Annotated in this window: 19 protein-coding genes; 18 read left to right on the top strand and 1 reads right to left on the bottom strand. The window is 73.0% G+C overall.

All coding sequences use genetic code 11. The annotated features are described in order from the left end of the window. Window positions 1-49 precede the first annotated feature (49 nt). From ACH4C6_RS20365 to ACH4C6_RS20405, 9 genes are all read left to right on the top strand, one after another. The gene (locus ACH4C6_RS20365) at window positions 50-961 is read left to right on the top strand and encodes a hypothetical protein (protein ID WP_398109994.1); all 912 of its coding nucleotides are present in this window, start codon (window positions 50-52) and stop codon (window positions 959-961) included. Between the two features lie 155 nt (window positions 962-1,116). Then, the gene (locus ACH4C6_RS20370; RefSeq protein WP_398109995.1) at window positions 1,117-2,502 is read left to right on the top strand and encodes a nitrate/nitrite transporter; all 1,386 of its coding nucleotides are present in this window, start codon (window positions 1,117-1,119) and stop codon (window positions 2,500-2,502) included. Between the two features lie 144 nt (window positions 2,503-2,646). Continuing rightward, window positions 2,647-3,798: a uroporphyrinogen-III synthase gene (locus ACH4C6_RS20375; RefSeq protein WP_398109996.1), complete on the top strand. Its 1,152-nt coding sequence runs from the start codon at window positions 2,647-2,649 to the stop codon at window positions 3,796-3,798. Window positions 3,799-3,957: 159 nt separating this feature from the next. Next, complete coding sequence (locus tag ACH4C6_RS20380) at window positions 3,958-4,551, top strand: CGNR zinc finger domain-containing protein (protein ID WP_398109997.1); 594 nt, start codon at window positions 3,958-3,960, stop codon at window positions 4,549-4,551. Window positions 4,552-4,904: 353 nt separating this feature from the next. Further along, window positions 4,905-5,426 (top strand): sigma-70 family RNA polymerase sigma factor, encoded by a 522-nt coding sequence (locus ACH4C6_RS20385; protein WP_010039908.1) that lies wholly within the window; start codon window positions 4,905-4,907, stop codon window positions 5,424-5,426. After that, window positions 5,426-6,256 carry an anti-sigma factor family protein gene (locus ACH4C6_RS20390; protein ID WP_398109998.1) on the top strand — a complete coding sequence of 277 codons (831 nt, stop codon included), beginning with the start codon at window positions 5,426-5,428 and terminating at the stop codon, window positions 6,254-6,256. The genes ACH4C6_RS20385 and ACH4C6_RS20390 overlap by 1 nt, the downstream gene beginning before the upstream one ends. 60 nt (window positions 6,257-6,316) lie before the next feature. Beyond that, complete coding sequence (locus ACH4C6_RS20395) at window positions 6,317-8,602, top strand: HelD family protein (protein ID WP_398109999.1); 2,286 nt, start codon at window positions 6,317-6,319, stop codon at window positions 8,600-8,602. Between the two features lie 331 nt (window positions 8,603-8,933). Further along, window positions 8,934-10,367: an NAD-dependent malic enzyme gene (locus ACH4C6_RS20400; protein ID WP_398110000.1), complete on the top strand. Its 1,434-nt coding sequence runs from the start codon at window positions 8,934-8,936 to the stop codon at window positions 10,365-10,367. Between the two features lie 349 nt (window positions 10,368-10,716). Then, window positions 10,717-10,998, top strand: a complete 282-nt coding sequence (locus ACH4C6_RS20405) for an HU family DNA-binding protein (protein ID WP_003990598.1) — start codon at window positions 10,717-10,719, stop codon at window positions 10,996-10,998. 166 nt (window positions 10,999-11,164) lie between these two features. On the opposite strand, the gene murA is transcribed toward ACH4C6_RS20405, so the two are convergent. Then, entirely contained in the window at window positions 11,165-12,505 is a 1,341-nt protein-coding gene (gene murA / locus ACH4C6_RS20410) for a UDP-N-acetylglucosamine 1-carboxyvinyltransferase (protein WP_398110001.1), read from the bottom strand. Window positions 12,506-12,757: 252 nt separating this feature from the next. Between murA and ACH4C6_RS20415 the strand changes: the two genes are divergently transcribed. From ACH4C6_RS20415 to ACH4C6_RS20455, 9 genes are all read left to right on the top strand, one after another. After that, window positions 12,758-13,330, top strand: a complete 573-nt coding sequence (locus ACH4C6_RS20415; protein ID WP_333933620.1) for a YqgE/AlgH family protein — start codon at window positions 12,758-12,760, stop codon at window positions 13,328-13,330. A gap of 29 nt (window positions 13,331-13,359) precedes the next feature. After that, window positions 13,360-13,644 (top strand): DUF3039 domain-containing protein, encoded by a 285-nt coding sequence (locus ACH4C6_RS20420; RefSeq protein ID WP_369196426.1) that lies wholly within the window; start codon window positions 13,360-13,362, stop codon window positions 13,642-13,644. A 211-nt stretch (window positions 13,645-13,855) separates the two neighbouring features. Next, a complete protein-coding gene (locus tag ACH4C6_RS20425) occupies window positions 13,856-15,154 on the top strand; it encodes an extracellular solute-binding protein (protein WP_398110002.1) in 1,299 nt (432 codons plus the stop codon). Window positions 15,155-15,159: 5 nt separating this feature from the next. Further along, window positions 15,160-16,263: a carbohydrate ABC transporter permease gene (locus tag ACH4C6_RS20430; protein ID WP_398110003.1), complete on the top strand. Its 1,104-nt coding sequence runs from the start codon at window positions 15,160-15,162 to the stop codon at window positions 16,261-16,263. Beyond that, complete coding sequence (locus ACH4C6_RS20435; RefSeq protein ID WP_398110004.1) at window positions 16,260-17,105, top strand: carbohydrate ABC transporter permease; 846 nt, start codon at window positions 16,260-16,262, stop codon at window positions 17,103-17,105. The genes ACH4C6_RS20430 and ACH4C6_RS20435 overlap by 4 nt, the downstream gene beginning before the upstream one ends. A gap of 1 nt (window position 17,106) precedes the next feature. Beyond that, window positions 17,107-18,735: a beta-N-acetylhexosaminidase gene (locus tag ACH4C6_RS20440; RefSeq protein ID WP_398110005.1), complete on the top strand. Its 1,629-nt coding sequence runs from the start codon at window positions 17,107-17,109 to the stop codon at window positions 18,733-18,735. Window positions 18,736-18,994: 259 nt separating this feature from the next. Continuing rightward, on the top strand, window positions 18,995-19,888 hold the full coding sequence (locus ACH4C6_RS20445; RefSeq protein WP_398110006.1) for an FAD binding domain-containing protein: 894 nt from the start codon (window positions 18,995-18,997) through the stop codon (window positions 19,886-19,888). Then, window positions 19,885-22,233 carry a 2Fe-2S iron-sulfur cluster-binding protein gene (locus ACH4C6_RS20450; RefSeq protein WP_398110007.1) on the top strand — a complete coding sequence of 783 codons (2,349 nt, stop codon included), beginning with the start codon at window positions 19,885-19,887 and terminating at the stop codon, window positions 22,231-22,233. Before ACH4C6_RS20445 ends, ACH4C6_RS20450 begins: the two co-directional genes overlap by 4 nt. Next, window positions 22,230-24,539, top strand: a complete 2,310-nt coding sequence (locus ACH4C6_RS20455; protein ID WP_398110008.1) for a xanthine dehydrogenase family protein molybdopterin-binding subunit — start codon at window positions 22,230-22,232, stop codon at window positions 24,537-24,539. Before ACH4C6_RS20450 ends, ACH4C6_RS20455 begins: the two co-directional genes overlap by 4 nt. Window positions 24,540-24,842 lie beyond the last annotated feature (303 nt).

Consider the following 24,842-nt stretch of genomic DNA (forward strand, 5'->3'; position numbering starts at 1 on the left):
CACTGCCCGGGTTGCACAAGGGGAGGAACCGGCCCGGGGGAGCGGTGGGATGAGCAGGCGGCAGACACAGAAGATGCTGCGGTTGCTGGCGAGCGGGGAACCGGTCCAGCTCACCAGCCCCCTGGCCTCCGTGAAGAAGCTCGCCCGACTGGCCTTCGTGGCCCAGCAGTTCGGCTACGAGTACGCCGACGTCCGGCAGGGCAGCGGCCGCAACGGCGCCCTCACCATGCTGCTCCTGCCCGACCACGCCCCGCAGGCCCGGGCCCGGGCCGGGCAGAACTGGGCGCAGTTCCCGAACGCCGCGGACGGCGTCTCCCTGCCGCCGCTCGTGCCGGACGCGGTCGAACTCCTCAAGGCACGAATCAACTTCGACCTCACCGGCAAGCACGCCGAGAAGCGCATGGGCTACGGCGCCCTGGGCGCCACCCTCGGCTGCGCGATCCTCGGCTTCCGGTTCGGCGGCGAGTCCGCCGACTTCGTCCTGGCCGGTGCCATCTGGCTGCTGCTCATGGTGGTCTTCGGCGTCGGCCTGGTGGTGACGCGCAAGCGCAACGCCAGGTTCGCGGCCCGGCTGCGGGCGGCCGGCTTCGTGCCGGTGCACGACGAGACCGGACGGCTGCGGTACCTGCCGCCGGGTGCGCAACCGCCCGGCCAGGGCAACCCGTTCGCGGCCGGCCCGCATCCGCGGCACGCCCCGGGGCCGTTCCCCCAGCAGTCCGCCCCCGGGCCGTACGGGCAGCAGGCCCCCTCCGCGTACGCCCAGCCCGCCCCGGGTCTCTACGCCGGTCAGCCCGCCCCCGGACCGTACGCCGGTCAGTCCGCCCCGGGCCCGTACGCCCAGCCCGCCCCGGGACCGTACGCCGCCCAGCCGTACCAGCAGCCCTCGCAGCAGCCCCCGCAGCAGGTCCCGCCTCAGCCTCCCCTCCAGCAGAACCCGTACTGGCAGCCGCCGCAGCAGTGAGCCGGGACGCGGGGCACCTCTCATCCCGCCCCCGCGCGGGGTGAGAGCAACGTTCCCTGCCGGTCACCGGGTGCCACAGACAGGAAACGCGTCCTCCCTACCTTCGGGACCAGTCACTCGAGCACGAGCGAGCCCCGGAGCACAGTGGAGGCGTCATGACAGGCCCTGGCACGGCACCCGCACCCCCGAACAGGGGCGGCCGCTGGATCCGGCACTGGGATCCGGAGAACGAGACGTTCTGGAAGGAGACGGGGGAGAAGGTCGCCCGCCGCAACCTCCTCCTCTCGGTGCTCTCCGAGCACATCGGCTTCTCGGTCTGGACCCTGTGGTCCGTGCTGGTGCTGTTCATGGGCCCGGAGTACGGCCTGACCCCCGCGGACAAGTTCCTGCTGACCTCGATGGTCACCCTGGTCGGCGCCGTCGTCCGCGTCCCCTACACCTTCGCCGTCGCCCTCTTCGGCGGACGGAACTGGACGATCGTCTCCGCGGCCCTGCTGCTGATCCCGACCGTCGCCGCGTTCACGGTGATGGAACCGGGCACGTCCTTCACCACGTTCCTGCTCGTCGGTCTGCTCGCGGGGATCGGCGGCGGCAACTTCGCGTCCTCCATGACCAACATCAACGCCTTCTTCCCGCTGCGGAAGAAGGGCTGGGCGCTCGGGCTGAACGCGGGCGGCGGCAACATCGGCGTACCGGTGGCACAGCTGGTCGCGCTGGGCATCATCGGCGCCGGCGGCGGCCCGCGGGTGCTGCTCGGCATCTACATCCCGCTGATCGTCCTGGCCGCCGTCCTGGCCGCGCTGTTCATGGACAACCTGGAGCACGTCAGGAACGACACCGGCGCCGCCCGGGACGCCGCCCGGGACGGCCACACCTGGATCATGTCCGTCCTGTACATCGGCACGTTCGGCTCCTTCATCGGCTACAGCTTCGCCTTCGGGCAGGTCCTGACCAACCAGTTCGGCCGCACTCCGTTGCAGGCCGCCTACGTCACCTTCCTCGGACCGCTGCTCGGGTCCCTGATCCGGCCCGTGGGCGGGCGGCTCGCGGACCGGTTCGGCGGGGCCCGGATCAGCCTGTGCAACTACGTCGCGATGGCCGCCGCCACGGCGGTCCTCGTCGGGGCCTCCATGGCGAAGTCGCTCGCGCTGTTCACCGGGGCGTTCGTGGTGCTGTTCGTGCTCAGCGGGCTCGGCAACGGCTCGACGTTCAAGATGATCCCGGGCATCTTCCAGAACAAGGCGCTGGCCCAGGGGCTGACCGGCGAGGAGGCGGCGGCGTACGGGCGGCGGCTGTCCGGGGCGTCGATGGGGCTGATCGGCGCGGTCGGCGCACTCGGCGGCGTCGGCATCAACCTCGCCTTCCGCCAGTCCTTCCTCTCCTACGGCTCCGGCACCGGCGCGTTCGTCGCCTTCCTTGCCTTCTACGCCGTCTGCTTCCTGATCACCTGGGCCGTATACCTTCGCCGCCCGGCTCCCCGGGTACCCGTCACCGCGGCCTCCCCGGAGGCGAAGCCGCAGCTCAGCTACGCGGACGTGTGAGGCGCCGACCCGGACGACGACGGGATCGGTAACACTGACGACATCACGCCGAACCGGGCCTGTCACGAGCCGTTGACAGGCTCGGCCGGCACGCAGGTACGCCGTACCGACGCAAGTCGACGACTCGAGTGCGGGACGAGAGCCATGTACGAGGAAGAACAGCGACCGGACCACGGGCCCCTGGCGGGATTCACCGTCGGCGTGACGGCCGCGCGCCGGGCCGACGAGCTCGGGACGCTGCTGCGGCGTCGCGGTGCCGCCGTCGTGCACGCCCCCGCCCTGCGGATCGTGCCCCTCGCCGACGACAGCGAACTGCTGGACGCGACCAAGGACATCGTCCGGCAGCCGCCCGACATCGCCGTCGCCACGACCGCGATCGGCTTCCGCGGCTGGGTGGAGGCGGCGGACGGCTGGGGTCTGGGCGAGGACCTGCTCGCCCGGCTGGGCGGCGTGCGGATCCTGGCGCGCGGGCCGAAGGTCAAGGGCGCGGTGCGGGCGGCCGGGCTGACCGAGGAGTGGTCACCCGCGTCGGAGTCCATGGCCGAGGTGCTGGACCGGCTGCTGGAGGAGGGCGTCGACGGCCTGCGCATCGCCGTCCAGCTGCACGGCGAGCCGCTGCCCGGGTTCGTGGAGGCGCTGCGGGAGGGCGGGGCCGAGGTCGTCGGCGTGCCGGTCTACCGCTGGATGCCGCCGGAGGACATCGCTCCGGTGGACCGCCTCCTGGACGCGGCCGTGACCCGGGCCCTGGACGCCGTGACGTTCACCAGCGCCCCGGCCGCGGCCTCCCTGCTGTCGCGGGCGGAGGAACGCGGACTGCTCACCGAGGTCCTCGCGGCCCTGGGCCACGACGTCCTGCCCGCCTGCGTCGGACCGGTCACGGCCCTGCCGTTGCAGGCCCGCGGCATCGACACGGTCCAGCCCGAGCGGTTCCGGCTCGGTCCGCTGGTGCAGCTGCTGTGCCAGGAACTCCCCGGGCGGGCGCGCTCGTTGCCCGTCGCCGGGCAGCGGGTGGAGATCCGCGGGCACGCCGTCGTGGTCGACGGCGACCTCCGGCCCGTACCGCCCGCCGGCATGTCCCTGCTGCGCGCCCTGGCCCGCCGTCCCGGCTGGGTCGTGTCCCGCTCCGACCTGCTGCGCGCACTGCCCGGCTCCGGCCGCGACGAACACGCGGTGGAGACGGCCATGGCCCGCCTGCGCACCGCCCTCGGCACGCCGAAGCTGATCCAGACGGTGGTCAAGCGCGGCTATCGCCTGGCCCTGGACCCGGCGGCGGACACGAAGTACGCGGACGGGTGAGGGCCCGGGCTCCCCGTGCGTGCGGGCAGCCCCGGCCACGGGCCGGACGCCGCCCGAGCCGGAGGTCTTTCCGGCGCGGTCCGGGGCAGGCACTGTAGGAGGGACCGGTTCCCCGGCCCTCTCACTGGCGTCTCACCGACCCTAGGCGGTGACAGGCACATGGCACTGGGTACGGCCGCGGCCCCCTACGAGCTGCGCTTCGACGCCGGGCGGATCTGCCTCGATCTGCTCGCCACCACACACCCGGACGAACGGCTGCACTCCGTGGACGTCCTGCGCGCCTGGGTCACCGGCTCCGGCCTCGTCCCGGCCGGGACGCCGCTGGACCACGCGGACTCCACCTGGCCCCCGGCCTTCCGTGAACTGCGCGACCAGATCGACCGGCTGGTCCGCGGCCGCCCCGGCTCGGGCGTCAGCACGTACGACTTCGCGCTCGCCCGCGTCAACGACCTGGCCCGCACCGCGCCCCCGGCCCCGCGTGCGGTGCGCGACCCGGAGGACGGGCTCGTCCGGCGGCTGGAGGCACCGCCCGGCTGCGCCGCCCTGCTCGCGGTGGTGGCCCGGGACGCCGTCGACCTGCTGACCGATCCGGCCGCCCGCGCGGCGCTGCGCCAGTGCGAGGGGGACAACTGCCCCATCGTGTACCTCGACACGTCACGGGGGCGGCGCAGGCGGTGGTGCTCCAGCGAGATCTGCGGCAACCGCGAGCGCGTCGCCCGGCACCGCCGGCGCGCGGCACTGGCCCGCCCCTGAAACGGAATTGAGTGGTCCGTGCACTCAATTCCCGCGCCCCAAATGCCACTTCTGCGCATGCGGAGCCGAAGTGATTCGGGACACATACCGTTTACCTACGCTTCCGTAGGGATAAGCGGACCCGATCTTGTCCGTGTGGTGGAAATGTAAAGAACGAGGGGTGGGAATGTGCGCCCATGTCCCCCTCCGTCACGACACCCGGAAGAAAACTGTCACCTCTCTTTGAACACCCAACGCCTCCTCTGCGTACGGCTTGTCGAGCGACCGACTGGGGGAACCCCCGGACATCGGAGGTGGGCGTGCGCAAGGATTCCGTCGTGGCCAATGAACGAGCACCGAGGGCCCGACATCGCATGTCCCAGCCCTCGGAACCCGACGAGGAGCTGATGCGTGCGCTCTACCGCGAACACGCCGGACCCCTGCTGGCCTACGTCCTGCGCCTGGTCGCCGGAGACCGGCAGCGCGCCGAGGACGTGGTGCAGGAGACGCTCATCCGTGCCTGGAAGAACGCCGGTCAGCTCAATCGGGCGACCGGTTCGGTACGCCCCTGGCTGGTGACGGTCGCCCGGCGCATCGTCATCGACGGCCACCGCAGCCGGCAGGCCCGGCCGCAGGAGGTCGACCCGTCGCCGCTGGAGGTCATCCCCGCGGAGGACGAGATCGACAAGGCGCTGTGGCTGATGACTCTGTCGGACGCACTCGACGACCTGACCCCCGCCCACCGGGAGGTGCTCGTCGAGACGTACTTCAAGGGGCGTACCGTCAACGAGGCGGCCGAGACCCTGGGCATACCCAGCGGCACGGTCCGCTCCAGGGTGTTCTACGCCCTGCGTTCGATGAAGCTGGCACTGGAGGAGCGGGGGGTGACGGCGTGATGAGTGTTTACGGGGGTAACCAAGGGTTCGGTACGGGAGGCATGGGTATGTCTGGCCCCATGCAGGAATCTCCGGTGCCGAACGAGCACGAGACCGTGGGCGCGTACGCCCTCGGCATCCTCGACGACGCCGAAGCAACCGCTTTCGAGGCTCATCTCGCCACCTGCGAGTGGTGCGCCCAGCAGCTCGACGAGCTGGCCGGCATGGAGCCGATGCTCGCCGCCCTCGCCGACCTGCCCGGCTCCGGGAGCACCCCCGCGATCGGCGACTCGCTGTCCGCCAAGCCCCGCCCGCGCGTGGTGGAGAAGCTGGTCGACGAGGTCGCCGACCGCCGCGCCCGCAAGCGCCGGCGCAGCTTCTACATGGTGGCCGCGGCCGGTGCGCTGATCGTCGGCGGTCCCTTCGTCGCGGTCGCGACCAGCGGCGGTGACGGCGGAGGCGGCGCGGAGAACCGCCCGCTCGCGGCGAGCCCCGCCAAGGCGGCCTTCGACGGCATCTCCGACAAGATCACGGCCACCGACCCGACCACCAAGGTCACCGCGACGGTCGCCCTCCAGAAGAAGGACTGGGGCACCGGGACGGTCACGGAGCTGAAGAACGTCAAGGGCCCGCTCAAGTGCGCCCTGGTCGCCGTCGGCAAGAACGGCGAGCGGGAGACGCTGGCGTCCTGGTCCGTGCCGGAGTGGGGCTACGGCCTGCCCGACGCCTCGACCGAGAAGGCCAAGCAGCCCCTGTACGTCCAGGGCGGTGCCGCCTTCCAGCCGAACGACATCGACCACTTCGAGGTCGTGACCTTCGACGGCAAGCGCCTCGTCGAGGTGGACGCGTAGCATTGCCGGGTCCCCCTGGCGTACGGTGGACGGCTGCCCAGCACGTCAGAAGGGGACCCGGTGGCCGCTCAGGCTCAGCAGGAATCCGCGCTCGACTCCCTCAGAGACAGGGAGATCGACGTCGAACAGCAACACCTGGACCGGGTGTACCGGCGCCTCGAGGAGAAGATCCACGAGGCGGAGTTCCTCATGCACGACGCCGCCCGGCGCGGCCAGGTCGGCACACCCGGCGCCCTGGCCGAGCGGGACGCACAGGTCTTCCGCGCCGGCATCCATCTCAACCGGCTCAACAACGAGTTCGAGGACTTCCTCTTCGGCCGCATCGACCTGCTGCGCGGCAAGGACGGCAAGAAGGGCCCCGACGGCGCCTACACCGCCGTCGAGCCCGCCGACGGAGCGGTCCGCGAGGACGGCACCGCCGACATCGCCGAGACCCTGCACATCGGCCGCATCGGCGTCCTCGACGCCGACTACGCCCCGCTGGTCATCGACTGGCGCGCCCCGGCCGCCGCCCCCTTCTACCGCTCGACGCCCGTGGACCCGGGCCGGGTCGTGCGCCGCCGGGTCATCCGCTCCAAGGGCCGCAGGGTCCTCGGCGTCGAGGACGACCTCATGCGCCCCGAGCTGACGGCGCGCCTGGACGGCGAGGAGCTGTCCGTCATCGGCGACGGCGCCCTGATGGCCGCGCTCGGCCAGGCCCGCAGCCACACCATGCGCGACATCGTCGCCTCCATCCAGGCCGAGCAGGACCTGGTCATCCGCGCCCCCGCCGCCTCCGTGACCTACGTCGAGGGCGGCCCCGGCACCGGCAAGACCGCCGTCGCGCTGCACCGCGCGGCCTACCTCCTCTACCAGGACCGGCGCCGCTACGCGGGCGGCATCCTCATCGTCTCGCCCACCCCGCTGCTCGTCGCCTACACCGAGGGCGTGCTGCCCTCCCTCGGCGAGGAGGGCCAGGTCGCCATCCGGGCCATCGGCTCCCTGGTCGAGGGCGCCGAGGCGACGCTCTACGACTCCCCGGCCGTGGCCCGCGCCAAGGGCTCCTCGCGCATGCTCAAGGTCCTGCGCAAGGCCGCCCGCGGCGCCCTGGAGCTCGGCGACTGCCCGGACCGGCTGCGCGTGGTCGCCTTCGGCCGCCGCCTGGAACTGGAGGCCGGGGAGCTCGCGGACATCCGCCGGGCCGCCCTGGGCGGCACCGCCCCCGTGAACCTGCTGCGTCCCCGCGCCCGCAAGCTGCTGCTCGACGCGCTGTGGGAGCGCTCCGGCGCGGCCGGCCGGCACACCGACCCCGAGCTCGCCGCCGAGCTGCGCTCCTCCTTCGACGAGGACATCACCTCAGAGGACGCCTTCCTCGCCTTCCTCGACGCCTGGTGGCCGGAGCTGACCCCGGTGGCCGTGCTGGACGCCATGGCCGACGAGCGGCGCCTCGGCCGCTGGGCCCGGCGGATCCTCAACCCCGGCGAGGTCCGCAAGGTCGCCCGCTCCCTCAGGCGCGAGGGCCGGTCCGTGCACGACATCGCCCTGCTCGACGAGCTCCAGGCGATCCTCGGCGCCCCCGCCCGCCCCCGCAGGCGACGCGAACTGGACTCGCTGGACCAGCTCACCGGCCTGGAGGAGCTGATGCCGGTGCGTGAGGAGTCGCAGCGCGAGCGCGCCGAGCGCCTCGCGCAGGAGCGCACCGAGTACGCCCACGTCATCGTCGACGAGGCGCAGGACCTCACGCCGATGCAGTGGCGCATGGTGGGCCGCCGCGGCCGGCACGCCACCTGGACGGTCGTCGGCGACCCGGCCCAGTCCTCCTGGTCCGACCCCGACGAGGCCGCCGAGGCCCGCGACGAGGCGCTCGGCAGCCGCCCGCGCCGCCGTTTCGAGCTCACCGTCAACTACCGCAACCCGGCCGAGATCGCCGAGCTGGCCGCGAAGGTCCTGGCCCTCGCCATGCCCGGCTCCGTCTCCCCGAGGGCGGTGCGCTCCACCGGCGTCGAACCGCGCTTCGCGCTCGCCGGCCCCGCCCTCGGCGACACGGTCCGCGCCGAGGCCGCGCGCCTGCTGGAGCGGGTCGACGGCACGGTCGGCGTGGTCGTGGCGATGAACCGCCGCGAGGAGGCCCGCCGCTGGCTGGCCGGACTCGGCGACCGGGTGGTGGCGCTCGGCAGCCTGGAGGCCAAGGGCCTGGAGTACGACGCGACGGTCGTGGTCTCCCCGGCGGAGATCGCCGACGAGTCCCCGGCCGGCCTGCGCGTGCTGTACGTCGCACTGACCCGTGCCACCCAGCAGCTCACGGTCGTCTCGGCCGAACGGGACGAGCCCGACGCGGCCGGAACCCCGGATCTGCTCCGGGACTGAGCGGGGTTACCCATGTGTCCGCGAAATGAACTCCCGAGACGGAATGGCCTTACGGGATCTGTTTGTTAGCCTGGACGTGGCACCGGCTCGATCCAAGCCCCCGGGCCCAACCTTCGTCGCTACGAGCGACCACTTGCCGCGAGGCGAGCATGGCGGGTCGGTGCCACTGACGAGAGAAAGAGACCCACGTCCACGTGACGTGGGTCTCTTTCTGCCTGCCGATTCCGCGAACAAAACGTTCGCAATACGGCCCGGCTACCCGCTACTCAGCGGTAGGTGCGACGATCGGACGGCACAAAACAGCGTCAGGTGAAAGCAGAGGAAGTCGGCCATGGCAACGGCGCCCAGCGTCTCCTACTCGATGACGGTCCGGCTGGAGGTGCCCGCGAGCGGAACGGCCGTCTCGCAGCTCACCACCGCCGTGGAGTCCTCCGGAGGCTCGGTGACCGGCCTCGACGTCACCGCTTCCGGCCACGAGAAGCTCCGGATCGACGTCACCATCGCGGCGTCCTCCACGTCCCACGCGGACGAGATCGTGGAGGAGTTGCGCGGCATCGAGGGCGTCACGCTCGGCAAGGTCTCCGACCGGACCTTCCTCATGCACCTCGGCGGCAAGATCGAGATGGCGTCCAAGCACCCCATCCGCAACCGCGACGACCTGTCCATGGTCTACACCCCCGGTGTGGCCCGCGTCTGCATGGCGATCGCCGAGAACCCCGAGGACGCCCGCCGCCTCACCATCAAGCGCAACTCCGTTGCGGTCGTGACGGACGGCTCGGCCGTGCTGGGCCTGGGCAACATCGGCCCCAAGGCCGCACTGCCCGTCATGGAGGGCAAGGCCGCCCTCTTCAAGCGGTTCGCCGGCATCGACGCCTGGCCGATCTGCCTCGACACGCAGGACACCGACGCCATCGTCGAGATCGTCAAGGCCATCGCCCCGGGCTTCGCGGGCATCAACCTGGAGGACATCTCGGCGCCCCGCTGCTTCGAGATCGAGGCCCGGCTGCGCGAGGCCCTCGACATCCCCGTCTTCCACGACGACCAGCACGGCACCGCGATCGTCGTCCTCGCCGCGCTGACCAACGCCCTGCGTGTCACCGGCAAGGCGATCGAGAACATCCGCGTCGTCATGTCCGGCGCGGGCGCCGCCGGTACGGCCATCCTGAAGCTGCTGCTCGCCGCGGGCGTCAAGAACGCCGTCGTGGCGGACATCCACGGCGTGGTGCACGCGGGCCGCGAGGACCTGGTGGACGCCGCCCCGGACTCGGCGCTGCGCTGGATCGCCGACAACACCAACCCCGAGGGCCTCACGGGCACGCTCAAGGAGGCCGTGCGCGGCGCGGACGTCTTCATCGGCGTCTCCGCCCCGAACGTCCTGGACGGCGCCGACGTGGCCGCCATGGCCGAAGGGGCCATCGTGTTCGCGCTCGCGAACCCGGACCCGGAGGTCGACCCGGCGATCGCCCGCCAGACGGCCGCCGTCGTCGCGACGGGGCGCTCCGACTTCCCGAACCAGATCAACAACGTGCTGGTCTTCCCGGGCGTCTTCCGCGGCCTGCTGGACGCGCAGTCCCGCACCGTCAACACGGAGATGATGCTCGCCGCCGCGAAGGCCCTGGCCGACGTGGTGACCGAGGACGAGCTGAACCCGAACTACATCATTCCGAGCGTCTTCAACGACAAGGTCGCCGGCGCGGTCGCCGGGGCCGTGCGCGAGGCCGCCAAGGCCGTGGGCGCGACGGCGGGCAGCACGTCCGGCGTTTGACGGAGCACCGCCGGGGTACTCCTCGGTGCGCTGTCGCGGTCCGGGGGCGGGGCGCCCCCGGACTGTGAGTAACCCCACGGCCGCCGGGAGCGCGGCGCGTCGCACGATCCCCGTCAGCGGCGGAGTTATCGTGGCGCCAGGCTCAGGCCCTCTTTTCGTGTGACTCCCAAGGGTGTTCCCACGACTCCTGCGGGTGCCGGATTGGCTTTCCCGCCGCAGGTAGAGGCAGGATGCGTCTCTGGGCGCGAGGGTCTGACGACGGACCCGGGTCCGGGGACTCATGGAGGACCCTGGCAGCATCGGCTTCGATCTGACGCCTCAACGGCAAGATGAACACGGGAGTAACAACATGAACCGCAGTGAGCTGGTGGCCGCGCTGGCCGACCGCGCCGAGGTGACCCGCAAGGACGCCGACGCCGTGCTGGCCGCGTTCGCCGACGTCGTCGGCGACATCGTCTCCAAGGGCGACGAGAAGGTCACCATCCCCGGCTTCCTGACCTTCGAGCGCACCCACCGTGCCGCTCGCACCGCCCGCAACCCGCAGACCGGCGAGCCCATCCAGATCCCCGCCGGCTACAGCGTGAAGGTCTCCGCGGGCTCGAAGCTCAAGGAAGCGGCCAAGGGCAAGTAGGCGTTCCGTCGCGAGCGCCGTGGGCGACTGCGGGCCGGCCGTGGCCGGTCGCGCAGTTCCCGCGCCCCCTGAGGGCACGGGCCCACCGAGAGCCGCATGACAACGCCGAGGGGCGGTCACCTGGACTCCAGGTGACCGCCCCTCGGCGTTGCGGCGGTCGTGGGACCTAGCCGAGCGCCTTGCCCGGCAGCTCGACCTTGGCGCCGAGCTCGACGAGCTTCTCCATGAAGTTCTCGTAGCCGCGGTTGATCAGGCCGATGCCGTGGACCCGGGAGGTGCCCTGGGCCGCGAGGGCCGCGATGAGGTACGAGAAACCGCCGCGCAGGTCGGGGATGACCAGGTCGGCGCCCTGCAGCCTGGTCGGGCCGGAGACGACCGCCGAGTGCAGGAAGTTGCGCTGGCCGAAGCGGCAGTCCGAGCCGCCCAGGCACTCGCGGTAGAGCTGGATGTGCGCGCCCATCTGGTTCAGCGCGGACGTGAAGCCGAGGCGGGACTCGTAGACCGTCTCGTGGATGATGGACAGGCCCGTGGCCTGGGTCAGCGCGACCACCAGCGGCTGCTGCCAGTCGGTCTGGAAGCCCGGGTGGACGTCCGTCTCCAGCGCGATGGACTTGAGCTGCCCGCCGGGGTGCCAGAAGCGGATGCCCTCGTCGTCGATCTCGAAGGCACCCCCCACCTTCCGGTAGGTGTTCAGGAACGTCATCATCGAGCGCTGCTGCGCGCCGCGGACGTAGATGTTGCCCTCGGTCGCCAGGGCCGCCGACGCCCAGGACGCGGCCTCCAGGCGGTCCGGCAGGGCGCGGTGGTTGTAGCCGCCGAGCTGGTCCACACCGGTGATGCGGATCGTCCGGTCGGTGTCCATCGCGATGATGGCGCCCATCTTCTGCAGGACGCAGATGAGGTCCTCGATCTCCGGCTCTACGGCCGCGTTCGAGAGCTCGGTGACGCCCTCGGCGAGGACGGCCGTCAGCAGCACCTGCTCGGTCGCGCCGACGGACGGGTAGGGCAGCTGGATCTTGGTGCCGCGCAGCCGCCGCGGAGCCTCCAGGTACTGGCCGTCCGCCCGCTTCTCGATCTTCGCGCCGAACTGCCGCAGCACCTCGAAGTGGAAGTCGATGGGCCGGCCGCCGATGTCGCAGCCGCCGAGGCCCGGGATGAAGGCGTGGCCGAGGCGGTGCAGCAGCGGACCGCAGAACAGGATCGGGATACGGCTCGAACCGGCGTGGGCATCGATGTCGGCGACGTTGGCGCTCTCCACGCGCGTCGGGTCCATCACCAGTTCGCCGGGCTCCTCACCCGGACGGACCGTCACACCGTGCAGCTGCAGCAGACCCCGAACCACCCGCACGTCGCGGATGTCCGGGACATTGCGCAGCCGGCTCGGAGCGCTGCCCAGCAGCGCTGCGACCATGGCCTTCGGTACGAGATTCTTCGCACCGCGGACACGGATCTCGCCCTCCAGCGGGGTTCCGCCGTGGACAAGCAGGACATCGTCGTTGACGGTCATGAATCTCGCGTTCCATGGAGTCGGGCAGGGGCCAGGAGGGAAAGGGTAATCGCCCTTGACCCCCCTTCTGTAAGCCCGAGGAGGACCCAGCCGCGTCATAGGTCTGTCACAACACGAACCGTTCCGTGCCGACCACACCTGGTCACGATCACATCCGTGCGCGCGGGGTGCACCGGTGCGCCCTGAGCTGCGCTGCCTCCCGGTGCCGCATTGCCTCCCCACGGAAAGGCAAGATGCGGGATCATGTCTGGCATGACCGAGGTGTCCTCGCTCACAGGGCGGTTGCTCGTGGCCACCCCCGCCCTGGCGGACCCGAACTTCGACCGTGCGGTGGTGCTGCTCCTCGACCACGACGAGGAGGGCTCCCTCGGCGTCGTCCTCAACCGCCCCACCCCGGTGGACGTGGGCGACATCCTGGACGGCTGGGGGGACCTCGCGGTCGAGCCCGGGGTCGTCTTCCAGGGCGGCCCGGTGTCCCTGGACTCGGCCCTCGGGGTCGCCGTCGTCCCGGGCGGCGCCTCCGGCGAGGCCGCCCCGCTCGGGTGGCGCCGGGTGCACGGTGCGATCGGGCTGGTCGACCTGGAGGCGCCGCCCGAACTGCTGGCCTCGGCGCTCGGCTCCCTGCGGATCTTCGCCGGGTACGCGGGCTGGGGCCCGGGCCAGCTGGAGGACGAGCTGGTCGAGGGGGCCTGGTACGTGGTCGAGTCGGAGCCCGGCGACGTCTCCAGCCCGTCTCCCGAGCGGCTGTGGCGCGAGGTGCTGCGGCGCCAGCGCAGCGACCTGGCGATGGTGGCCACGTACCCGGACGACCCTTCGCTCAACTGATGCGTGTGACCTTCAGTACCCTTGGGCCTATGAGCACTCTCGAGCCCGAGCGCGGGACTGGTACGGGGACCCTCGTAGAGCCGACGCCGCAGACCTCCTCCGGTGACGGTGACCACGAGCGCTTCGCCCACTACGTCCAGAAGGACAAGATCATGGCGAGCGCGCTCGACGGCACCCCCGTCGTGGCGCTGTGCGGCAAGGTCTGGGTGCCGGGCCGCGATCCGAAGAAGTACCCGGTGTGCCCCATGTGCAAGGAGATCTACGAGTCCATGGGCTCCGGCGGTGGCGACGACAAGGGCAAGGGCGACAAGTAGTCCCGCTCTTCCCGGCCTCAGGCCCTCAGGGTGCGTTTTGCGCGCCCTGGGGGCCTTTGTGCTGACCGGGCGTTGCACGGGGTGCGTCCGCCGGTCACAGAGTGGTTGAGACCTCTTGTGGGCGTGTTCATGAAGTCCCTAGCCTCCGTGGTGTTGTGCACAGCGAAACCATCATTGCGCATGTTGCAACACTCCCGCGGAGGAGCACTCCATGAAGCTGTCCGTCCGTATCGCCGGTCTCACCGCGCTCGTCGCCCTCGCGGCCGCTGCCTGCGCGCCCCAAACCTCAGACAACGCCTCCTCCGACAAGGACGAGAAGAGCGGCACGCTGCGTGTGTGGCTCTTCCAGGAGGTCGGCAACGCCCCCAAGGAGAAGGTCGTCGACGCGCTCGTCGCCGACTTCGAGAAGAAGCACGAGGGCACGCGGGTCGACGTGGAGTACATCCCCGTCGAGACCCGCGCCCAGCGCGTCAAGGCCGCCTTCAACGACCCGTCCTCCGCGCCCGACGTGATGGAGTTCGGCAACACCGACACGGCCGGCTATGTGAAGGACGGCGGACTCCTCGACGTCACCGGGGAGTTCGGCGCGTGGGCCGAGACCAAGGACACCGACCCCACCGCGAAGCAGTCCGTCACGGTGGACGGCAAGGTCTACGGCGCCCCCCTCTACGTCGGCGTACGCGCCCTGTACTACCGCACGGACGTCTTCGGCGAACTCGGCCTGGAGCCGCCGACGTCGATGGCCGAACTGGCCACCACCGCCCGCGAGATCCGCGCCGCGAAACCCGGGCTGTACGGTCTGGCCGTCGGCGGGGCCTACACCTACGGCGCGATGCCCTTCGTCTGGGCCCACGGCGGTGAACTCGCCACCGGCAAGGCCGGTTCGTACGCCTCCGGCATCGACAGCGCCGCGGCGCGCAAGGGCATCAAGGCGTACACGTCCCTGTTCGGCGACGACAACTGCCCGGCGGCCAAGTGCGCGGGCATGGGCGGCAACGACACGGTCACCGCGTTCGCCGCGGGCAAGGCGGGCATGGCCATCGGCGGCGACTTCAGCCACGCCGCCGTCGAGGCGGGCAAGGTCAAGGGCAAGTACGCCGTCGTCCCGCTGCCCGGGGTGAAGCCGGGCTCGATCGCCCCGGCCTTCGCGGGCGGCAACAACATCGGTGTCCTGAAGAGCACCTCCCACCGCACGCTCGCCGTCGACCTGATGAAGCGGCTCGCCGGCAAGAAGACCCAGACCGAACTCTTCGACGCGATGGGCTTCCTGCCCACCTTCACGGACGTCCGCCGGCGGGCCGCCGCCGAGGAGCCCTTCGTCAAGCCGTTCGTGCGGACCCTCTCGGCCGGCACCAGGTTCGTGCCCGCCTCGCCCGCCTGGGCGCAGATCGACTCCTCGCTCGTCCTGCCGACGATGTTCCAGGAGGTCGTCAGCGGCAGGAAGGGCGTGGCCAAGGCCTCCGCCGACGCCGCGAAGAAGATGAACACCGCGTTCGGCTCCGCGGGGTGAGCCGCATGGACGACCGCACGGAAACGGCGGAGCCCGGCAGCACGAACCCGCCGAGCGGGCCCGCAGGTGCGGTGGGCGGGGTCGCCGGGGTGCGGCGGCAGCCCGGCGTGGCGCGACCCGGGGCCGCCCTCGGCTCCGGGCAGGCGCCCCCGGGCGTGCCCGCCGCCCGCAAGGCCGGCGGCCCGCCCGGACGGCCCGGCGCGCACCGCGGCGGGGCCGGTGGCACCGGGCGGGTCTCCGGCGGCTGGACCCCGTGGCTCTACCTCGCGCCCGCGCTCGTCGTACTGGGCGGGCTGCTGGTCTACCCGATCTACCAACTCGGCCTGATCTCCGTCTTCGAGTACACCCAGGCACAGGTCAGCGGCGGGGAGCCGGCCACCTTCCAGGGCCTCGGGAACTATGCCGAGCTGTTCGGCGACCCGCAGTTCTGGCAGGTGCTGCTCGCCACCGTGCTGTTCGCGGCGGCCTGCGTCGTCTCCACCCTCGCCGTCGGCTGCGCCCTCGCCGTGCTCCTCACCCGGGTGCGGGCCGTGCCCCGGCTCGCGCTGATGCTGGCCGCCATGGGCGCCTGGGCGACCCCGGCCGTGACCGGCTCCACGGTCTGGCTGTTCCTGTTCGACCCGGACTTCGGCCCGGTGAACCGGCTGCTGGGCCTCGGCGACCACTCCTGGACCTACGGCCGCCTCAGCGCCTTCTTCCTGGTGCTGCTCGAAGTGGTGTGGTGCTCCTTCCCGTTCGTGATGGTGACCGTCTACGCGGGCATCCGCGCGGTGCCCGGCGAGGTGCTGGAGGCCGCCTCCCTGGACGGGGCCTCGCAGTGGCGCATCTGGCGGTCCGTGCTCGCCCCGATGCTGCGCCCGATCCTGGTCGTCGTCACCATCCAGTCGGTCATCTGGGACTTCAAGGTCTTCACCCAGATCTACGTCATGACGGGCGGGGGAGGCATCGCCGGCCAGAACCTCGTCCTCAACGTCTACGCCTACCAGCAGGCGTTCGCGTCCTCGCAGTACGGCCTCGGCTCCGCGATCGGCGTCGTGATGCTGCTGATCCTGCTCGCCGTCACGCTCGTGTACCTGCGGCTGCTGCGCCGGCAGGGGGAGGAACTGTGAACCGTGCACGCGCCCTGGTGCGCCGGCCCGGACGCCTGGCCGCCGAGGCCTCGGCCCTGCTGATCGCCGTCGTCGTCGCGTTCCCGCTGTACTGGATGGTGCTCAGCGCCTTCAAACCGGCCGGGGAGATCGAGTCGAGCGAGCCCCGGCCCTGGACCCTCGCGCCCTCCGCGGACTCCTTCCGCAGGGTCTTCGGGCAGCAGGAATTCGGCCGCTACTTCCTCAACAGCCTGCTCGTCGCGGGCTGCGTGGTGCTGGCCTCCGCGCTCATCGCCTTCCTCGCCGCGACCGCCGTGACGCGCTTCCGGTTCCGGATGCGCACCACGTTGCTGATCATGTTCCTGGTGGCGCAGATGGTGCCCGTGGAGGCCCTCACCATCCCCCTGTTCTTCCTCATGCGGGACGCCGGCCAGCTCAACACCCTCGGGGCGCTGATCCTGCCGCACATCGCCTTCTCGCTGCCCTTCGCGATCTGGATGCTGCGCGGGTTCGTGAAGGCCGTCCCCGACGCGCTGGAGGAGGCCGCGTACCTCGACGGCGCGAGCCGGGCGCGGTTCCTCTGGCAGATCCTCTTCCCGCTCGTCCTGCCCGGCCTCGTGGCCACCAGCGTGTTCTCGTTCATCTCCGCGTGGAACGACTTCCTCTTCGCCAAGTCGTTCATCATCAGCGACACGTCGCAGTCGACCCTGCCGATGGCCCTGCTGGTGTTCTACAAGCCCGACGATCCCGACTGGGGCGGTGTCATGGCCGCCTCCACGGTGATGACGATCCCCGTGCTGGTCTTCTTCGTACTCGTACAGCGGCGCCTGGTCTCCGGACTGGGCGGCGCGGTGAAGGACTGACATGAGCGACCTGATCCCGGCCCCCCGCGCCCTCACCCCGGGTGGCGGCGAGGTGCGGCTGACGCCGGACTCCCGCCTGCACGCCGAAGCGCCCGTCGAGGGCGTCGCACGCCTGCTGGGCGGCGCCCTCCGGCAGGCCACCGGCCTGCCGCTGCGCGAGGGCGACGGCACCGCGGCGACCGGCGACGACATCCGGCTGCGGCTGCGGCTGCGGCCCGGGCTCGGCCCCGAGGAGTACCGCCTCGTCAGCGACGGCGACGGCGTCCTCGTCGAGGGCGGCGGCCCGGCCGGTGTCCTCTGGGGCGCCCAGACGCTGCGTCAGCTCCTCGGCCCCGACGCCTACCGCCGGGCCCCCGTCGACCGCGACCGCGTCTGGGCCGTCCCGCACGTGACGGTCGAGGACGCGCCGCGCTTCGCCTGGCGCGGCCTGATGCTCGACGTCGCCCGGCACTTCCTGCCCAAGGAAGGCGTCCTGCGCTACCTCGACCTGATGGCGGCGCACAAACTCAACGTCTTCCACTTCCATCTGACGGACGACCAGGGCTGGCGCGTCGAGATCCGGCGCCACCCGCGGCTCACCGAGGTCGGCTCCTGGCGGGCGCGCACCAAAACCGGCCACCGGGCCTCGCCGCTGTGGGAGGACAAGCCGCACGGCGGCTACTACACCCAGGACGACATCCGCGAGATCGTCGCCTACGCCGCCGAGCGGCACATCACTGTCGTCCCCGAGATCGACGTGCCCGGACACTCCCAGGCCGCCATCGCCGCCTATCCGGAGCTGGGCAACACCGACGTCGTCGACACCACCGCCCTCTCCGTCTGGGACACCTGGGGGGTCAACCCGAACGTACTCGCCCCCACCGACACCACCCTGCGCTTCTACGAGGGCGTCCTCGAGGAGGTGCTGGAGCTGTTCCCCTCGCGGTTCGTCCACATCGGCGGCGACGAGTGCCCCAAGGAGCAGTGGCGGCGCTCGGCCACCGCCCAGGCGCGCATCAGGGACCTCGGGCTCGCGGACGAGGACGCGCTCCAGTCCTGGTTCGTCGGGCACTTCGACGCGTGGCTCACCGCGCGTGGGCGGCGGCTGATCGGCTGGGACGAGATCCTGGAGGGCGGCCTGGCGAAGGGCGCGGCCGTGTCCTCCTGGCGGGGCTACGCCGGGGGCATCGCCGCCGCCCGCGCGGGCCACGACGTCGTCATGTGCCCCGAGCAGCAGGTGTATCTGGACCACCGTCAGGACCCGGGCCCCGAGGAGCCGGTACCGATCGGGTGGGTGCGCACCCTGGAGGACGTCTACCGGTTCGAGCCCGTTCCCCCGGAGCTGACGCCCGAGGAGGCCCGGCACGTGCTGGGCACCCAGGCCAACCTGTGGACGGAGGTGATGGAGGACCAGGGACGCGTCGACTACCAGGCGTTCCCCCGGCTCGCGGCCTTCGCCGAGGTCGCCTGGAGTGACCTGCCGGCCCCGGCGGAACGGGACTTCGCCGCCTTCGACCGCCGGATGGCCGCCCACTACCGGCGGCTGGACGCCCTGGGCGTCGCCTACCGGCCGCCCTCCGGTCCGCTGCCCTGGCAGCGGCGCCCCGGGGTGCTCGGCCGTCCGGCCGACGGCCCTCCGCCGAACCGGTAACAGCCCGTCACGGCGACCGAACAGGTCGAACAGGCCCCGGAAAAAGCGCACAAGGGTCACCGAAAGTGCCAATCGTCACGCACTGGCGAACCTGTGCGAAAACGGACCATGTCGCCGGTGAGGTGGGCGAATGCCTCCTACGGGACCCGTGTCTTCGGCGCTCGCCAAGATGTGCCAGAGTTGCCACGTCCGCCCTGTCAGCACGTACCGTACGGCAGCACAGGTGGGACCAGTGGGGCAGCGGGAAGGGGCAGCCGGTTTGACCACGCACGCACCGCAGGCGGCGCAGGCCGTCACGCTGCCCACGACGCTGGACGAGGCCGTGGCGGCGCTCACCGCCGTGCCCGCAGCCGTGCCCGTGGCCGGCGGCACCGACCTGATGGCCGCCGTCAACTCCGGGCAGCTCAGGCCCGCCGCGCTCGTGGGCCTCGGCCGGATCAGCGAGATCCGCGGCTGGCAGTACCTGGACGGCCACGCGCTGCTCGGCGCGGGCCTCACGCACGCGCGCATGGGCCGCCCCGACTTCGCGGCGCTCATCCCGGCGCTCGCCGCCGCCGCGCGCGCCGCCGGACCGCCGCACATCCGCAACGCGGGCACCCTCGGCGGCAACATCGCCTCGGCCGCCCCCACGGGCGACGCCCTGCCGGTGCTGGCCGCCCTGGAGGCGACCCTGATCATCGCGGGCCCGGCCGGCGCCCGCCGGGAGATCCCCGTCTCCCACCTGCTCGCCGGGGTGGACATGCTGCGCGCCGGTGAACTCATCGGCTACGTGCGCGTGCCGCTGCTGCACGCCCCCCAGGTCTTCCTGAAGGCCACCGGCCGCACCGGCCCGGGCCGCGCGGTCGCGTCGGTGGCCGTGGTCCTGGACCCCGCGCGCCGGGGCGTGCGCTGCGCGGTGGGTGCCATAGCGCCGATGCCGCTGCGGCCCCTGGAGGCCGAGCAGTGGGTCGGCTCCCTCATCGACTGGGACAACAACCGCGCACTCGTCCCGGAGGCCCTGAACGCCTTCGGGGAGTACGTCGCCGCGGCCTGCATCCCCGACGCGGCCCCGGGCGAGGACGGTTCCGTACCGCAGCTCCCGCCCGCCGTACTGCACCTGCGGCGCACCGTCGCCGCGCTGGCCCGACGAGCACTGGGGAGGGCGCTGTCGTGAGCGACGACCGGCACGGAGAGGGCACGCCCCGCGGCGGAGGCCGCTGGGACCCACTGCCCCAGGGCGAGTACGACGACGGCGCCACCGCCTTCGTCGAGCTCCCCGAGGGGGGCGTCGACGCCCTGCTGGCCGCCGACAGCCCGCTCGCCGCGCCCGGCCACGGGTACGTACCGCCGCAGATAACGGTCAGCCCCGCGACGACGGCCGGCACCGACCCGGCGGCCACCGGCAGCTGGCCGGTGCCGGGCGGGCCCGCCGACGGGGCGCAGTGGCACGAGCCCCACGCGGCCCCCGGGCAGCAGGGCCACGACGTACCGGAGCCGCCCTACGGCCCCGACCCGTCCTACGGCACGCAGACGCCCTACGGGTCCCCGGCGCCGTACGCCTCCGCGGCGCCCTACGACCCCGGCGCGGGACAGCACGGCACCGGGCAGCACGGCGACGACCGGTTCACGTACGAGCCGGGCAGCACCGGTCAGTGGGCCTACGAGGAGCCCGGCACGGACGGGCCGGCACCCGGCCACGACGTGACCGGGCAGTGGTCCATCCCCGTCGCCCAGGGCGACCTGCCGGACGAATCGGGCGAGTTCACGACCTCCTCGCTGGTCGAGCAGTGGGGAGCCGAACCGCCGGCGACCCTGCCGGGCGGCGCGCCCGCCCCCTGGGCGACCCAGGCCGCGGGACAGCCGTGGGGACAGCAGGCCCTGGCCGGACCGGGACAGCCGGGAGCGGACCACGGCACCGCGCCGGAGCACGGCGTCGCGCCGGACCACACCCCGGAAGAGCGGCCCGACGCGAACCTGCCGGGACCGGCGGGGCATCGCGGGGACGACGGCGACCACGCGAACCACTCCGGTGGCACCCACGGCGGTCACGCGGGCGCGCGCGGAGGCCACGCGCGGCTGCCGCAGGACCTTGCCGCGCCGCACGGGACGCACACCGCCCCGGACGAGGACCTCACCGGCTCCCCGGACCCGCACGCGGCCTTCCACGGAGGTCGCACGGCTCCCGTGGAGCACCGGGAGAGCGGCGCCGCCGCGCCCCACGGGACGCAGACCGCCGAGGACGGGCACGGGCACCCCGGCGACCCGCACGGCCCCTCCGGGTACGCGCCGCGGACCCGGGACGCCGGGCCCGCCGACGGCACCGGCCACGCGCCGGACGAGCCGGGCGCCGAAGCCCCGGGCCCCGGGCACGGGACCGCAGGGCAGCCGTCCCGTCCCGAAGGCCACGGTGCGGACGCGGCGGCCCACGGGCCGTTCGGACCGCACACCCACGCGCCGGACGACGCCGCACGCGGGACATTTCCCGATGCCGATGCCGATGCCGATGCCGAGACCGGGACGCCCGGGCAGGATCGGCCCGGTCACGCTCCCGAGGCGTCGGACGGCCCCGGCCCGGCCCCGGACCCGGAGAGCCCGCAGGACGCCGAGGGGCCCCAGGGCGCCCAGGAGGCCGCGGAGCACGCTCCCGGCACCGCGGAGCCCCCCGCCCGCGCCGAGGACGCCTCGGAGGCCCCCGAGAGCGCCGACGGCGCCGCGGAGCCGACCGCCGGCACCTCTCCCGCGCAGGACGGCGCACCCGACCCCGCCGGGGACGGCGCCCCGGACGGCCCGGCCCCCGAAGAGGCCGGCCCCACGGGAGCGCACGAGACCGGTGCGCCGGGCGAGTCCGCCACCGCCCCGCAGGAGGAACACCCCCTCGCCTCGTTCGTCCTGCGCGTCAACGGCGCCGACCGCCCCGTCACCGAGGCCTGGATCGGCGAGTCCCTGCTGTACGTGCTGCGCGAGCGGCTCGGACTCGCGGGCGCCAAGGACGGCTGCTCGCAGGGCGAGTGCGGGGCGTGCAACGTCCAGGTGGACGGGCGTCTCGTCGCCTCCTGCCTGGTCCCCGCCGTGACCGCCGCCGGCAGCGAGGTCCGTACCGTCGAGGGGCTGGCCGAGGACGGGCAGCCGTCGGACGTGCAGCGGGCGCTCGCGCGCTGCGGCGCCGTGCAGTGCGGCTTCTGCATCCCCGGCATGGCGATGACCGTGCACGACCTGCTGGAGGGCAACCCGGCCCCCACCGAGCTGGAGACCCGCCAGGCGCTGTGCGGCAACCTGTGCCGCTGCTCCGGCTACCGGGGCGTGGTGGAGGCCGTCAAGGAGGTCGTCGCCGAACGCGAGGCGCTCGCCGCGCCCGCCGAGGCGGACGGCGACCAGGCCCGCATCCCGCACCAGGCCGGCCCCGGCGCCGGTGGCGTGAACGCCTCCGCCTTCGGAGCGCCCCCGCAACCGCACGCGCCCGGACCGCACCCCTCGGAACCGCACGACCAGCCCTACGGTCAGGACGGAGGCCCCGCGTGAGCAACGAAGCAGGCACCGCGCAGGCCGCGGAGGCGCCCCCCGCCCCCGAGCCCCTGCCGCACGGCCTGGGCGCCTCCCTCCCGGCCGCCGACGCCCGCGCCAAGACCGAGGGCACCTTCCCGTACGCCGCCGACCTGTGGGCCGAGGGCCTGCTGTGGGCGGCCGTGCTGCGCTCACCGCACCCGCACGCGCGCATCGTGTCCGTCGACACCACCCACGCGCGCGAGATGCCCGGTGTGCGCGCCGTCGTCACCCACGAGGACGTCCCCGGCAGGCCGCTGCACGGCCGCGGCACGGCCGACCGCCCGGTCTTCGCCTCCGAGGTGGTGCGCCACCACGGCGAGCCCATCGCCGCCGTCGCCGCCGACCACCCGGACACCGCGCGCATGGCGGCCTCCGCCGTCATCGTCGAGTACGAGGTGCTCGACCCGGTCACCGACCCGGAACAGGCCTTCGAGGCCGAGCCGCTGCACCCCGACGGCAACCTGATCCGGCACATCCCGCTGCACCACGGCGACCCCGAGGCGGCCGGCGAGGTCGTCGTCGAGGGCCTGTACCGCATCGGCCGCCAGGACCCGGCCCCCATCGGCGCCGAGGCGGGCCTGGCCGTACCGCGCCCGGACGGCGGTGTGGAGCTGTACCTGGTCTCCACCGACCCGCACGCCGACCGCGACGCGGCCGCCGCCGCGTTCGGCCTGGAACCCGAGCGCGTCAAGGTCGTCGTCACCGGCGTCCCCGGCGCCACGGCCGACCGCGAGGACCGGGGCTTCCAGCTCCCGCTCGGCCTGCTCGCGCTGCGCACCGGCTGCCCGGTGAAGCTCACCGCCACGCGCGAGGAGTCCTTCCTCGGGCACACCCACCGCCACCCCACGCTCCTGCGCTACCGCCACCACGCCGACGGCGAGGGCCGGCTCGTCAAGGTCGAGGCGCAGATCCTCCTCGACGCGGGCGCCTACGCCGACACCTCCGCCGACGCCCTGGCCGCCGCGGTCGCCTTCGCCTGCGGCCCGTACGTCGTGCCGAACGCCTTCATCGAGGGCTGGGCCGTCCGCACGAACAACCCCCCGTCCGGGCATGTGCGCGGCGAGGGCGCCATGCAGGTCTGCGCCGCCTACGAGGCGCAGATGGACAAGATCGCCAAGAAGCTGGGCCTCGACCCGGCCGAGGTGCGCCTGCGCAACGCCCTGGCCACCGGCGACGTCCTGCCGACGGGCCAGACGGTCACCTGCCCGGCCCCGGTCGCCGAACTCCTCCAGGCCGTGCGGGACTTCCCGCTGCCGGCGCTGCCCAAGGACACCCCCGAGGACGAGTGGCTGCTGCCCGGCGGCCCCGAGGGCGCGGGCGAACCGGGCGCCGTGCGCCGGGGCGTCGGCTACGGCGTGGGCATGGTGCACATGCTCGGCGCGGAGGGCGCGGACGAGGTCTCCACGGCGACCGTGAAGGTCCACGATGGCGTGGCGACGGTGCTGTGCGCCGCCGTCGAGACGGGGCAGGGCTTCACCACCCTGGCCCGGCAGATCGTCCAGGAGACCCTCGGCGTCGACGAGGTGCACGTGGCGCCCGTCGACACCGACCAGCCCCCGGCGGGCGCGGGCTGCCGCGGCCGGCACACCTGGGTGTCGGGCGGGGCGGTGGAGCGCGCGGCCAAGATGGTCCGCACCCAGCTCCTCCAGCCGCTCGCCCACAAGTTCGGCATGTCGACGGAGCTGCTCCAGATCACCGACGGCAAGATCACCTCGTACGACGGTGTGCTGTCCACGACCGTCACCGAGGCGCTGGACGGCAAGGAACTGTGGGCCACCGCCCAGTGCCGCCCGCACCCCACCGAGCCGCTGAACGAGGCCGGGCAGGGCGACGCGTTCGTCGGCATGGCCTTCTGCGCGATCCGCGCGGTGGTCGACGTCGACATCGAGATCGGCTCCGTACGGGTCGTCGAACTGGCCGTCGCCCAGGACGTGGGCCGGGTCCTCAACCCCGCGCAGCTGGCCGCCCGGATCGAGGCGGGCGTCACCCAGGGCGTGGGCATCGCGCTCACCGAGAACCTGCGCACCCCCCGCGGCCTGATCCGCCACCCCGACCTGACCGGGTACGCCCTGCCCACGGCACTGGACGCGCCCGACATCCGCATCGTCCGGCTGGTCGAGGAGCGGGACGTGGTGGCGCCGTTCGGCGCGAAGGCGGTCAGTGCGGTGCCGGTGGTGGCGTCCCCGGCCGCCGTCGCCTCCGCCGTGCGCGCCGCGACCGGCCGCCCGGTCAACCGCCTGCCGATCCGCCCGCAGGCCGCGGTGGTCACGGACCGCACCTGAGTCCGCCGGCCCCCCGGCCGTCACCCCGGGCATTCCCCGCCCCCCGGGGGGGACCGGTGCACCGGCCGTGCCGGCAGCCGCCGCCCGGTGATCGTGGCGGGGAGGCAACGTGCGCGGGTGTTTCGTGCGTCCTGAGAGGTGACGGGTCGTACGTGCCGCGCGCCCGGCTCGCGGGCGCGTCGCTGTTCCGGGGCGTTGTCAGTGGTGACGCGTAGTGTTCCGGTCAGTGGGGGGCGGCTGCGGGACCGGGCCGGGGCGGTTCGCCGTGCCTCCTGTGGGGGACGGCGGGCGAGCGCATGCGGG

Source organism: Streptomyces sp. NPDC017943 (genome assembly GCF_044328425.1).
In the GTDB taxonomy this organism is placed as follows: domain Bacteria; phylum Actinomycetota; class Actinomycetes; order Streptomycetales; family Streptomycetaceae; genus Streptomyces; species Streptomyces djakartensis_A.